The organism is Pseudoalteromonas sp. EB27 (assembly GCF_001974875.1).
Classification (GTDB): domain Bacteria; phylum Pseudomonadota; class Gammaproteobacteria; order Enterobacterales; family Alteromonadaceae; genus Pseudoalteromonas.
Genome location: NZ_MTQD01000014.1, coordinates 44,825 through 59,251, shown reverse-complemented (window position 1 = coordinate 59,251; position 14,427 = coordinate 44,825). Strand labels below are relative to the sequence as shown.

Genomic DNA, 14,427 nt, shown 5'->3' with positions numbered 1-14,427 from the left:
ATTCTTATTATGAGACTACTTACCTTGTGGGTAAGCTGACCAATCACCACCATCTAATTGTATAAATGGTCGTTGATTAACGTACATCATTATTGTGCCTTCATTTTCAGCAACTTTAGGTGCTTTAGGTAGGTTTTCAAGTAAATTAGCAACACTGTTATTCCCACCAAACACATCAGTTTGCAGCGCCTTACTTACCAGCTCTGAAAGCGCAAAGTAACTTGTTGAATCATCAATCACAATTTGCGAATAATTTTGTACGTCTGGGCCTATAAATTTAATCGCTACAGGTACAGACACAATTGCAGGACTAGGGATTTCACGTAAACCTGCAAATTGTACCTTATCACCTTTTAAATTAGCGCCATGCTCAGGCACTATCATCAACATCACATTGCGGCCGCGCTTTTCTAATTTTTTTACAAACTGGTTAATATCAGCAAACAAGTTTTTATGCCTGATTGGGTATGTCTCTTTACTATTCACCCTTGGTTGATTCTCTAGCTGATTACCGTCATGTAAACTTGTGGTGTTGTAGTACATTGCACAGGGTTTACAGTCCTCAGATTGCTCTAACCAACCATCCAGCACAGCTTCATCAGAGTATATAGGGCTATTATCAAATCCTCGAAGCGCCACTGGCATTGAATCAATATTAAATGGTGGGCTATCTAAGCCTCCGTACTTATTTATTAAGCCTTTAAACTCATCAAAATGTCCATCGTGATTCATCACAACGTTATTTTGATAACCTAGTTTCTCTAGGTTTTTAAATAAGTGGCATTGTTCAGGTGCCTCTTTAAATAATGCTGTTTGACTAGTTTGCCCACAACTGGCGCGCAGTAACCTTACCGCAGCCGGCCCGCTGTATGATGTAGCCGAGTTAAAGTCTGAAAACACTACATCAAAATCTTTATACATATCAGTAACACTTACACCAATGGCATTTAAATCAGCAACAGCCATTGAGCATATGTTCAAAATGATAACATCAAACAGTTCACCATTTACCTGGCTTGGAAAGTGACTCATTAATAAGCTTTGTTGTTGATAAAAATCAGCTAGTTTTTGATCAGGAGATTGTGATGCCTGAGTGATCACTTGTGTTTGGGGAGTACTTTGATTTTGTGTAACCGGCTCAGGATTAGCGACATTATTAACGAATTGTGTTTGAGAGTTATCTCCTTGCCATCCTACAACTAAAAGCCCAACAATAGTGACTGTTGTAAAACGTATCCATTGCGATGTGTACCAAAAACACACACTAATTACGAACAAAGCTAATAACATATCAATATTAATAACACGGCTTAATAACTCAATAAAGTAACCAAAACTAAAATCTTGAACGTTACCCGCTTGTTTAGTCAACCTGTTTATTGGCGGCAACCATGAGTCTTGGTAAAGTAATACAACTGCAAATACACCACCTAATAGATGTTTAACTTTTTCTATTAATGGTTTTTTAAATTTAATCGCAAGCAATGCAGCAAAAGCCGCATTGGTAAGTACGTTAAAATCAATTGCACCGTAATAAAACAGAGCAAACTTAACTAAAAAATAAAGGTTCCAAACCCCTAAACCTGATAATTTCACTTCTTATCCTTTTTTACTGTATTTGGTGTATAAGGCTCTAGTACTTCATGTTTAAAAGTAAGCTTATAATAATATTTTGTTATTTGAGATAAAATGTATTTGCCTAGTACACAAAGCACCGCACCAAGCACCATAGCAAGAAACACGGTAATTAGAAGCTGATTCATACTCATAAGTTATCTCTTAATTTCATTATGAAAGGCTTAGCATCTGGACGGCTTTTGTTAGAAAACTCTGGTGTTTTAATATTTTCAGTAACGCTGTTTGCTATATCAGGTGCAAATTTATAGCTATCATTCTCGGCAAGTTTTTGCGAGAAATCTACAACACTCTTACCTTTATAAAAACGCCTTAATTGTTTACATTCTTGCTGGATGTAAAAATGATCAGAAATTACATTTTGCTGTACAAAAAAATCGCTTGTTTTTAATTTAAACAAATGCTTAATCGCATTATCAACGTCATTCTCTCTACAAGCATGCAAATATAAATAAACTGTATTATCTGCAATACTAAATACATCACCTTCGCGTTTAATATGAAATAAATGCAAAGGGTGTATTGGGTCAATCCTTGGCAGTAGTTCTAACTTAACTAGCACACCACTTACGCCTAAGTTGACAGCTGAATCACTATGAACTTCTACTTGTTTTGTAAACTCAATGAAAGGTAGGTAACCTTTCGAAAAAGTGTTCTCGGTGTATTTTAAAACATCTTCAACAGAGGGAGGTAAAGGTCTTGAAAACTGAAAACCTTGAATAGATTGAATTTGTGAGAGCAACCTAGAAGGCTCTGAAAAGCTATACAAAATAAGGTTTACACCCAAGGTTAAAAATAAACACTCATCTTGATGGCGAATAACACCATCTACATTTTGAATAACAAGTTTTAACCAGCGCCCACAGTTTTTTCTGAGCTCAAAACATTGCTTACCTAACTGTGCTAAATCTGTGTAGCGCGTAACTGCAAAAATTAATGTGGCTGCTTCTACTTTTGGACCTTTATTAAATAGGTCATTATTATCTTTCACACTTTTATAGTGCATTGGTAATTTAGTACCTTCAGGTACAGCACTTTTCACGAGCCAAACGTCATCTTCATCGGAAAAGTCTGAACTTTTAGGTGCTTTGCTCTCGTTTATTATTCCCTTTTGAACAACAAACTGATTATTACTTAATAATAACGGGTAATGTTCACCAGCAATAACGCCCGTGCTATGGCGCCAATAATCATATTCAAGAACTCGCATTGCAGAATCATTATCAACAAAAACCAGTCCATCAAATACATTATTTAATCGTCTAATTAAAAAGCGGTAATTAGCAATATCAGGCCCAGATATTAAAAATAGTAATGTAGCCCCAGTACGACGGACAAAATCGTTGTACTCATTCATCATCAGTTTTAAGCTTTTTTCGCCAGCACTGTTTAACTGTGTTGTATTAAAATGAACAAAAATAAGCGCTTCGTTTAGACGTTTATAAGCACTTATCTCTTTTATAATACCTGAATTGATTCGCTCAATTGAATAGTGTTGTGTTTCTGGGGCCAACGAAAAAGGATGTACTCGATTATGTTCATAAGCATAATTTAACGATGCAGAAAAAGAAGAATCAAAAAATGATTCAGCCTCTTGAGAAACTATATATATATCATTAGCCAAACTTTGGTTAATTGAATGTAACGCTAATTCGATTGCAAAATTGTCTAAAGGGGCTAAAACAGCATAACTTGAAGCCGATTTTAACTCTTTTGCAGCAGGCTCTAATCCCGTTATGTTAAAGTTATGCACTTAAAATGCCCTATAAAAAATACTTTTTTACTAGTTTTAACCGTTATTCTATATATAATAGCCAAATATTGTCCACTTTTAATCAAAATAATTAAAGTAACTGTAAAGGTAATGATGAATAACTTAACGTCTAAAAACTCACAAACGTTAACATCGAGTGACATAGAAAACCTTGCGCTGCGCTTCGGTGGTAAGAGTGATGACTACATAGAAATTGTAAACAAACAGCAAAATAATAATACAATTAATAAGTATGCATTACTTAAAGAAATAAACAACGAACTAAATACGTAAGCTAGTTCAATTAACGATAGGTAAACATCCGTTGCAAAGAGTTTTCATTAAAGGTATCAAAGGCGGTTTAGGCAGTACCTCTGTGGTTGCAAACCTAGCGTGCGTGCTAAAAAAATCTGACGTTGATGTTATTGCTATCGACCTAGATGCAAAAAGCGACTTAGGTTTACATTTTGGTTTGCCGTGGAAATACACCAAAGGTTGGAGTAATGAAGCTAGTTTTGAAGATGCTCTTGCGCATTTTCACCAAGATAACGATGGCATTATATTTTTACCATTTGGTGATAGCGATGACACCAACATCGATAAAATTACTAAAATAGTCAATAAATGCAAAAATCTAAATTATAGCGATGAAGCTTGGATACTTTTTGATTGCCCTTCACATATTAATCTTTCTTACTACCCATTAGAAAAAAACGATATTGTTATTGAACTAGTGAATTGTGACGCCATTTGTCACAGCTTAATTTATAGACGCCTGCAAAACCTTAAGAATTCAGATACAACTTGGAAGCATTATTTTTTAGTTAACCGCTATAACTCTGCATCAACGCTAGAGTTTGACTTATTTTCCTTATGGCAATCAACGCTTCCGCTTATGGCTCCGTTTTTTATCAACAGTGATGAAGTAATCAAAGAGTCAACCGCATACAGAAATGTAGCACTTAACTGCGCGCCTTATAGTGTCGCAAATGATGATTTTGAAACGCTAGCCGGTTGGCTAGTTAGTAAAGCGAACTTATAAAATGAGTATTACACTATTTTATCAGCGCCCTATTCACAGCACTTTGTACTTGCTGCTGAGCATTTTATTTACTGATAAGTTAGTTCGGTATATTTTATTTAAGTTTCATAGCTACTTTAATCAACATAAAGTAAATGTAATTGAAGCTTTCTTAATGCCTTTTATTACACTTTTAAGCTCGCTATTTATAAATATTAAACAGCATAAAATCAGCTTTGAGTTTACCCTTTATGACTACTACCCTCATTTAAGGTTGCCTTACCGAACTTATATTTACTCAAATATATTACGCTTTGTTATACAAAGTATTTTTTTAGTGTTTTTTAAAAACCAGCTTAAACCGAGCTCTGTAAAAGAAGATGCAGTTAATTATTTTTACGATGGCGTTAGCTATCTTTTAAGGCAATTGCGTTGGTTTGATTTAAAGTTAGGTAAATTATTAAAGCGCCTACTATCAAAAAACAAGAAAGGCCCTAAAAAGAGTGCTTTTAAAGCAATGGCTGATGCACGTGTATGGCAAAATAAATTAGTTAAGTATGTAATTCTCGCGTTTATTTTATTTTTACTAGCAATATTCATTACAATTCCTTTTAGTTTGGAAGCTCAAGCCGTTTTTATAAGCTTTATTTTATTAGTTGCGTATGCACTTAAGCGAGTAAAAGGCCAAATGGCAACTATTGTTATGATAACCCTGTCAGTAACTACGTCTTCTCGTTACTTATGGTGGCGCTACACTGAGACTTTAAATTGGGACGATCCACTAGCACTCGCACTAGGTGCAGGCTTATTACTTGCTGAAACTTATGCCTGGCTTGTACTTATTTTAGGCTTTTTCCAAACAGTTAATCCACTTGAGCGAAAACCAGTCCCTTTACCTAAAGACACTGACCTATGGCCAACTGTTGATGTATACATCCCAACTTATAACGAGCCGTTAAGCGTTGTAAGGCCGACTACTCTAGCTGCTCTGAGCATCGATTGGCCTGCAGACAAGTTAAATGTTTATATATTAGATGATGGAAAGCGCCCTGAGTTTAAAGATTTTGCAGCCGAGATTGGAGTGGGTTATTTAGCACGTGCGGATAACAATCATGCTAAAGCCGGTAATATGAATAGCGCTATGCGTTATACCGATGGCGAATATATCGCAATTTTTGATTGTGACCACGTCCCTGCTCGCTCATTTTTACAAATGACAATGGGGCAGTTTTTAAAAGACAGTAAAGTGTGTTTAGTGCAAACACCTCATCACTTTTTCTCAGCCGATCCATTTGAGCGAAATCTTAACAACCACAGCCAAATCCCTAATGAGAACATGCTTTTTTATGGACTGATTCAAGACGGCAACGACATGTGGGATGCAACCTTCTTTTGTGGTTCTTGCGCTGTATTAAAACGAGCAGCACTTGATGATATTGGCGGCTTTGCGTTTGAAACAGTAACGGAAGATGCTCACACAGCACTTCGTATGCAGCGTGCTGGTTATAAAACAGCTTATATAAACATTCCACAAGCAGCAGGCCTTGCCACCGACAGTTTGTCAGCGCATATAGGTCAACGTATCCGCTGGGCGCGTGGTATGGCGCAAATATTTAGACTTGATAACCCATTAATGGGCAAAGGTTTAAGTATTCCTCAACGATTATGCTATATAAACGCAATGCTGCACTTCCTTTCGGGTATTCCTCGTATTGTATTTTTAACAGCACCTTTAGCGCTAATATATTTTAATGCATACATAATTTATGCCCCATTTATAGCTATTTTTATCTATGTAGTGCCAACACTAATTCAAATAAAAGCGACTAACTCACGCATTCAAGGCAAGTATCGTTATTCCTTCTGGGGTGAAGTCTATGAGTCAGTACTTGCTTGGTACATATTAAAACCAACTACCGTTGCTTTATTTAATCCTAATAAAGGTAAATTTAACGTAACCGAAAAAGGTGGTTTAAATGATGAAGAACATTACGACTGGGGCATTTCTAAACCGTATTTAATTCTCTTACTTATTAACTTACTTGGAATAATAGTGGGTGTATTACGTCTGTTTTTAGGTGACTCAAGTCAGATTGGTGTACTTATAATAAGTATGGGTTGGGCTTTTTATAATATTATTATTTTAGGTGCTGCTGTTGCAGTTGCTGCTGAAGCACGCCAAGTGAGGCACTCGCATCGTATTAAGGCAAACTTTCCTGCCGGCGTTCGTTTAGCAAATGGTCATACTTTAAAAGTAAAAATAACAGATTATTCAGATAACGGTGTAGGCATAGAGACTGAACACGCACATTTATGCCGCGTTAACGATAAAATTGAATTATTAATGAGTCGCGGTAACAAGCAATTTTCGTTTACAACTTATGTATGTAATACCCGTAGAAAACAAATTGGCCTTACACTTAAAGATTTATCTCTCGAAAAACAGAGAGCGTTTATACAATGTACCTTCTCAAGAGCAGATGCTTGGTTAGATTGGCAAAATAACTTTAGACATGACCGTCCATCGTATAGCTTCAAAGAAGTGCAAAAAACCAGTTTACGGGGCTTTAGTAATTTACTATTTCATGCTCCAAAAGCGTTACAACCAATTATTAAGTTTATGACTAATACCGTCATTTACATAAATTCATTTACTCCAAAAAAACCGATAGTGCATAATAATCATGATTAAAAAGTTACTTAATACATTTCTAACATTGTTACTTATTAGTAGCGCATATAAAGTGCTCGCTATCGAGCCTATGCACGACAAAACTATGTTCGTAAATGGCTACCCTGAAAGCGCTCAGGTCTCTAGTTTACGTCTTAGCTTTGAAAAGTTAGGGTTCAACGACTATAAACTCGACGGTGTTAATAACAATTCTCGTGTCGATTTTACAAATAGAATCGACAAGTTAAGCACTAATTTAAAGCTTAACTTTTCGTACACTAACTCACCTTCATTACTGGCTAATGTATCGCATTTAAAAGTTTACTTTAACGATAACCTAGTCACTGTATTGCCTATTAATGAACAACTAAGTGTTGTAAAAAATACGGTAAGTCACAGCCTAGATCTAAATGCTAAATATATTCAAGACTACAACCAAATCCGCTTTGAACTAGTCGGTTACTATGACTTACGATGCCAAGATTACTTTAGCCGCTCAATTTGGACTGAAATAAACAAATCTAGCCATATTACGCTTGATCAAAAACAGTTAGCAATTGATAGCCGTCTTGAGTATTTACCAGAACCATTTTTTGATGCTAAAGATTACAACAAACTAAACTTACCTTTTGTATTTGCAAGCATACCTAATACACAAGCAATAGAAGCCGCGGCAACTTTATCGAGTTGGTTTGGCGCTCAAGCTGATTGGCGTGGCGCTAACTTTCCTGTAACCGTAAATAAAACACCAGAACAACATAGTGTGGTATTTATTACTAATGACTCAAAACCTGATTTTTTAAAAGATTATCCTGATGTCGAAAAACCTACAGTTGAGCTAATTTCAAGCCCAATCCACAGATACAATAAAATGTTGTTAATTTTAGGGCGTGATGAAAAAGATTTAAAAACAGCGGTCACTGGTTTGGTATTTGGTCATAAAATTATGACAGGCAGAAGTGCAAGCATCGAAGCAATTAATAAGCTACCTCTGCGTAAAGCATACGATGCTCCGCGATGGCTCAGAAACGATCGTCCAGTCCACTTTGACGAGCTTATTGACTACCCAACTCAGTTACAAGCTGAAGGTCTTAACAACGGCCCTATAAAACTAAATGTCCGTTTTGCACCTGATTTATTCACTTGGCGTGAAAAAGGGATCCCGATAACTTTGCAATACCGTAATACACCTGAGAGCGAAACCTTAAATTCGCGTTTAAATATGCTAATAAACCAAGAATTTATAAGTGGTTTCTTACTTGATAAAAAAGATACATCGTTAACAACCGCTAAAACGTTGCTGCCTTTAATCGCTAATACAGACACAACACAAAGCGCAGAAGATTTTTCATTGGAAGGTATTAATCTTGCCAATCGCAATGAACTAAACTTTGATTTTAGATTTGCAGTACTTAAGAAAGGCGAATGTGCCGTTGCTCCCCCTGGCGGCGAATACGGTGTAATTGATGGAAATTCTAATATTGATGTAAGTGGGTTTGACCATTACATGGCTTTGCCTGATTTAAATGTATTTGCAAATAGCGGGTTCCCATTTACAAAGTATGCAGATTTACAGCAAACTTTAGTGTTAATAGACGAAGTTCCATCACCAAAAGCACTTTCTGTATTATTTAACCTAACAGGTCATTTTGGCGCTATTACAGGATACCCAGCTCATAGAATAAGCGTTGCTCATTTAAATGAAGATGCAAACTTAGATGACAAAGACATCTTAGTTATCGCAAAACCTAATAGCATTGCTAATAACTTAGATGAAGATGCACAAACTAATATCCTCCTTGATAACAATCAGCGTGCTATAAAACAAGCTATATACAATGGTGCATATGATGAACAAACTACAGATAAAGTAGAAGTAAGTATTAAAAGTAGCGGGGATATGGCCGTTATCACTGGCTTTCAATCACCGTTTGACTCAGAGCGTTCAATCGTATCGCTTAGTGCAACATCACAAAAAGCCTTTACTCTGCTTGATGATGCGTTAATGAGTTCAGAAGCGCTTGCACAAATTAAAGGCAGTGCGGCGGTTATAAACTCCCAAGGTATTAAAACTATTAAAACTGATGAGCAATATTTTGTTGGTCATATTCCAGTGCATACCCTAATTTGGTTCCATTTGTCGGATCACCCATTTGTGCTGGCGCTATTGTCTATTTTAACACTACTGCTGATCTCATTTATAATATGGCGATTACTGCAAGCATTAACATACAAGCGCTTAGCTGAAGGAGATAAGTAATGAAGTCACTCATTAATGTATTTTTTACCGTGATTGCATTATTTACTTTTAATGCCAATGCACAAGTAGAGCAGTGCCAGCCATGGGATGCATGGCAAACATTTAAAAATAATTTTATAAGCAAAGATGGCCGCGTTATTGATTTGGGGAGTGAGCAAAATATCACAACCTCTGAAGGCCAATCTTATGCGTTATTTTTTGCTGTTGTGGCAAATGACAAAGCAATGTTTGATCTAGTGCTTGATTGGACACAAGAGCATTTATCAGAAGGTGATTTAAGCACTCGTTTACCGGCATGGCAATGGGGTGTTAACAATCAAAATATTGGCGGAATTTTAGACTCAAACCCAGCGTCTGATTCTGACTTATGGATAGCATACAGCTTATCGCAAGCAGCTATTCTTTGGGATGACCGCCGCTACAGTATATTAGCAGCCGTACTTGCGAAGCGGATAATGCGTGAAGAAACCGCCTATATCTCGGGCCTAGGTTTATCATTACTACCCGCCCCTACTGGTTTTGAATTTGATAATGAGCGTTTTAAGTTAAACCCAAGCTACTCACCGTTATTTATTTATCAGCAGTTTAAAAAGCTTTATCCACACTCGCCTTGGCATCAACTGCACGAAGGCTCAGCAAAGTTGATTTTAGATACAGCAAAGCAAGGCGTTAGCCCTGATTGGGTAATGTTTGATGCAAATAACGGCTTTTATTACGATAAAAAAACGAGCGACTTGGGCAGTTACAACGCTATTAGAGTGTATTTATGGGCAAGTATGATGGCAGACAACGCACCTTATAAAAAAGAGCTATTAGCGCAATTTAACCCTTTTATAGAAACAATTAATAAACGTGGTTACGTGCCTTTAAATACTTTTGCTAAATCAGGAAAGTCTGAAAAAAGAGGCCCTCTAGGCTTTAACTCAGCTCTATTACCTTTACTAGCGACTAATAACGATAATTCTACAGTAATGGCTATTCAGCAAAAACTAATGATTGATAAATCATTTACCCAGACTCGTTATTACGACAGCGTGCTTAACTTGTTTGGTACAAGTGCTTTAAATAAGCGTTTTTCAATTACAGCAGATGGGACGCTACAACCGGTATGGAGCACTGAATGCCGTTAAGGTTTGCCCTCGCTTGCACATTAGCGCTTAGCTCTGGATTGAGCGCTAACACAGTCAACGATATTGATACGCAATCTGTTGATTGGTTACTAAGCCAAATAGGTATTGGTGAAGCACAGCAAAATAAAAAACTAGTTGAAGATAGCTTACGAAAGCTAGTCGCTATTGCCCCTGCCCGAATAGAAACGCAGTGCGCAGTAGCGCGTTATGATTTTGCCAATGGCGAATCAGCGAAAGCCAACCAATTACTAAGTAAAATAGATAATGGGCTTACCAAACAAGCTCCGTGCGTTGAAAAGCTAAAAGTCCTTTCGCGTACTGAAGGAAAAGACAAATCTTCAATTCAGCAAGCTAAATTATTGGCTCGCGCGGGTCGTTATGAACAAGCTCGCGAAATCTATAATAATATTTTTAAAAACGTCTACCCTACATTAGATTACGAGCTTGAGCATTTAAGCTGGTATGGACAAGATAGCTCCCAATGGGAAAGTGTTAAAAAAGGCTATAATAAATTAGCTCAAAGCTACCCAAGTATTGCGCAGATAGAAATTGCTTATGCCCGTCACCTACTTAGGCGTAATCTTACAGATAAAAAAGCGATTGATATTTTAAGTAAATATGGCGCAGGCCCTACTTTTATTAATGAAGTAGAATATATTTGGCTTAGTGCTTTGCTAGAAATGCCCTTAACGGATGATACAGTTAAGCAGTATCAGCGCTATTTCACTCTTTATCCCTTTAGTAGTAAAGGTGAATTACAATACCAAGATTTTCTAAAAGATTATAAAAAACGTCAAACACTTCTTGCCGACCCCGCCTATCAGCTTTGGGTTAGGGGCGATAGATTACTTGAGAAAAATAAACTTGCTGCCGCAGAGCCTTTACTTTTAAAAGCTTTAAGAGGCCGACCGCAAGACGGCGCTATAATGCGAAGCCTTGGCACACTCTATTTACGCCTTGGTGAAAACCAAAAGTCGTATCAATATTTTACTCGTGCACAAAAGTACACAACTGAGTTCGCTGAACGTGAAACACTACAAGAATTAGCAAAAACAGCTAAGCTTTGGCTTTATATACGCGAAGCTAAAAATGCCATTAATAATAAAGAATTTAAAACGGCTAAGCTTAAGCTTGATTTAGCAGCCACCTTAGAACAAGAAACTAATACAGTAATATATAACAAAGGTTTATTACAATTTGCTCAAGGGCAATATTCACAGGCTGCACTTACATATCAAATTGTTTTAAGAAGTGATCCACTTAATAGCAGCGCTTTAATAGGTCTACTTGAAATAGCTGAATTAGAGCAGAATGAAAAAGCCCTAACCTCTTTTTACAACAGTTTATCGTTTAATCAAAAGAAACTAATTAAAGAATCTTATTCTGTATCTTTAAGTAGTCAGTACCGCGCAAAGGCAAATACGTTTGCACAGTCGGGAGATTTAGAGCAAGCCGAAAAAGTACTAAAAGACGCTATTGAAATAGCGCCAGAACAGCCTTGGTTATACTACGATTTAGCCTTTATATACCAACAAAAGGGGCTGACAGAAGAGGCCCGCGCTTTATTTAATAATGTGCTGTGGCAATTTCCGTTAAACCCTCAGATTCGTTACAGCCACGCGCTTTTTTTACGCTCTCTTGATGACTATCAAGGTGCTATTAAAACATTGCAGTACATTCCATTTAAATCCAGAGATAAAGACATTATTGCGCTTGAACAGCAGCTGCAACTTAATGAGTCTTTAACACAAAGTGAGCGCCACCTTGATGCTAAAGATAAAGCCACTGCAATCTATCATTTAAGCAACCTAGAGGCACAAAATTTAACACCCGCTATGCAGGCAGAGTTATCGCGAAGCTGGTATCGAATTAATGAAAAAAAACACGCTATAAAACTTATAAACAAAGCACTGGAAGCTGAGCCTTCTCTTTCTGCTTATTGGCATACACTTTATGGTGAGTGGCTTTTAGAGCAAGGTGATGAAAATAAAACGAAGCAATGGTTTGAAAAGTACGTATTACCAGAGAGCGCCACTGAGAACGAAACAACTCAATATGTACAGCTACAAAATAGCTATATTACTCAGTATTACAATGGTAGTGATTTAATCGCTAAGCTTAACCAGCTGGATCAAAAATATAAAAATACTCCAGCAACAACTACTGCCCTTATTAATGCAAATTTAGCACTTGAACAACGCGAAGCGGCCGTTATTTTGTACCAGCAAAAAGTACAAAATAAACAAACCATTGAGCCTCAAGCACTACTCGCTATTGCTAATGCATACATAGAACTTGGAGACGACTTTCAAGCAAAAGAAGTTACGCAAAAAGCGATTACGCAAACCACGTCGCAAGAAGGTTATTTACAACGCCAAATCATGTCATCTCTTAATGAGTTTAAGTACTCAGGGGATGCACTTTATTTAGCTAAGCAACTTGTTGAAAAGTCACCCAACGATCAAGAACTACGTTATTTAGGCGCTCAAGTAGCCAGCAAATTCAACGAAACCGAACAAGCACAATCTTGGTACGCACAAACCCTGTCACCTAATCGTACGCTAAATGAAAAAGAGCTTTACGGAGCGCTTTTAAAAATAGATGAAAACGATGAATGGTATGTAAATGGTGCTAAACGTGAGCTAATAAACGAGCAAAACAAAAACCAAGCCTACATTGCCATTGGTGTTAACTTTAGTGGACAAACAAGTACTGAAAGCGAAGCAACACTTGGTGCAGGCTTAGTCCCGATTGAAGCTTACTTTCCGCTTTGGCAAGGCCAGGGATTTATTAAAATAGACCCGACAACTATTAGTGCACAAACAACGCGCTTTGATGAGCAGTTTGCAGGTAGCCGCTACGGACAAGGTGCACTGTGTATTTTTACCTGCTCAATCGATGAAGTAACACCTGAGGAAAGTGGTGTAGATGTAGGTATTGGTTGGCAGAACGAAAACTGGCGTGTAGATGTAGGTACAACTCCACTCGGCTTTTTAATTGAAGACATTGTATGGGGTGTAAATTACGCAGACAGTTTTGGCGATTTTGGATACAGCCTAGAACTTGAAAAGCGCCCAGTTACAAGCTCGGTACTTTCTTATGCGGGCTTAAAAGATGTAAATACGGGTGAAGTTTGGGGTGGTGTACGCTCTACAGGCCTGACTGCTAATGTATCGCATGACTTAGGCGGAAAATGGGGGTTTTGGTCAAGTGCCGACTTTACCCTATATAAAGGCCAAAATGTAAAAGACAACCAACGCTATCGTATGATGGGCGGTACTTATTACCGTGTAATTAGCAATCAAGAGCGTGAATTTACCGCAGGCGCTAGCTTATTACATTGGGCATACAAGTATAATTTAAGTGAAGAAACATGGGGCCATGGTGGTTATTACAGCCCACAAAACTATGTAGGCTTATCTGTGCCACTCACTTATGACGCGCGTTGGGGCGATGATTTTGTTTATCGATTAAAAACCGGTGTTTCGTACTCGCAAACAAAAACTCAATCTATTGATTTTTTCCCTAATGATGGCGATTTGCAAATAGCTGCATATGATAGAGAGTCAATAACAGGTGTTGATCCTGTATTTGAAGGTGAAACAAGTTCTGGTGTTTCGTATAATCTTGAAGGTAGTTTTGAGTATAGAATAACGCCGAATTGGTTCTTTGGTGGTTATTTAGCCATCGATCGTTCTGACTTTTACGAACCAAACTTTGGTCAGCTTTATATACGTTACTACTTTAATCCTGTGTACGGAACACTTGAGTTTCCAGGCACTCCTATTATTCCTTATGCTGAGTTTTAACTTGGCATAAGGTGATATACCGCGAATACTTCCCCTAGCACAAAGGTATATGTATACTTGAGCGCAATTGTAACTAGGATAAGGGTGTGTCTCTTACTTTGTGGTGTTATAGCCATACAGCAAATCATTATCTTAGCTACAAATACTA

8 protein-coding genes are annotated in these 14,427 nt (G+C 37.3%); 6 read left to right on the top strand and 2 right to left on the bottom strand.

The window, feature by feature from the left end; translation table 11 throughout:
* Nucleotides 1–15: 15 nt before the first annotated feature.
* Both bcsG and bcsE read right to left on the bottom strand, forming a co-directional pair.
* Nucleotides 16–1,596 carry a cellulose biosynthesis protein BcsG gene (gene bcsG, locus BW142_RS15620; protein ID WP_076925454.1) on the bottom strand — a complete coding sequence of 527 codons (1,581 nt, stop codon included), beginning with the start codon at nucleotides 1,594–1,596 and terminating at the stop codon, nucleotides 16–18.
* Nucleotides 1,597–1,765: 169 nt separating this feature from the next.
* Nucleotides 1,766–3,388, bottom strand: coding sequence for a cellulose biosynthesis protein BcsE (gene bcsE, locus BW142_RS15615; RefSeq protein WP_076925453.1), 1,623 nt, complete (start codon nucleotides 3,386–3,388; stop codon nucleotides 1,766–1,768).
* Between the two features lie 114 nt (nucleotides 3,389–3,502).
* On the opposite strand from bcsE, the gene bcsR reads away from it, so the two are divergent.
* Genes bcsR through BW142_RS15585 form a run of 6 tightly spaced genes read left to right on the top strand, consistent with a single transcriptional unit; the run spans nucleotide 3,503 to nucleotide 14,279 of the window.
* Entirely contained in the window at nucleotides 3,503–3,682 is a 180-nt protein-coding gene (bcsR, locus tag BW142_RS15610) for a BcsR/BcsP family cellulose biosynthesis protein (protein ID WP_076925452.1), read from the top strand.
* A 31-nt stretch (nucleotides 3,683–3,713) separates the two neighbouring features.
* Nucleotides 3,714–4,430 carry a cellulose biosynthesis protein BcsQ gene (gene bcsQ / locus BW142_RS15605; RefSeq protein WP_076925451.1) on the top strand — a complete coding sequence of 239 codons (717 nt, stop codon included), beginning with the start codon at nucleotides 3,714–3,716 and terminating at the stop codon, nucleotides 4,428–4,430.
* A 1-nt stretch (nucleotide 4,431) separates the two neighbouring features.
* Nucleotides 4,432–7,101, top strand: a complete 2,670-nt coding sequence (gene bcsA, locus BW142_RS15600) for a UDP-forming cellulose synthase catalytic subunit (protein ID WP_076925450.1) — start codon at nucleotides 4,432–4,434, stop codon at nucleotides 7,099–7,101.
* On the top strand, nucleotides 7,094–9,340 hold the full coding sequence (bcsB, locus tag BW142_RS15595) for a cellulose biosynthesis cyclic di-GMP-binding regulatory protein BcsB (protein ID WP_076925449.1): 2,247 nt from the start codon (nucleotides 7,094–7,096) through the stop codon (nucleotides 9,338–9,340). Before bcsA ends, bcsB begins: the two co-directional genes overlap by 8 nt.
* Nucleotides 9,340–10,470 (top strand): cellulose synthase complex periplasmic endoglucanase BcsZ, encoded by a 1,131-nt coding sequence (gene bcsZ, locus BW142_RS15590; protein WP_076925448.1) that lies wholly within the window; start codon nucleotides 9,340–9,342, stop codon nucleotides 10,468–10,470. Before bcsB ends, bcsZ begins: the two co-directional genes overlap by 1 nt.
* Nucleotides 10,461–14,279, top strand: coding sequence for a cellulose synthase subunit BcsC-related outer membrane protein (locus BW142_RS15585; RefSeq protein WP_076925447.1), 3,819 nt, complete (start codon nucleotides 10,461–10,463; stop codon nucleotides 14,277–14,279). The genes bcsZ and BW142_RS15585 overlap by 10 nt, the downstream gene beginning before the upstream one ends.
* The last annotated feature ends 148 nt before the right edge of the window (nucleotides 14,280–14,427 follow it).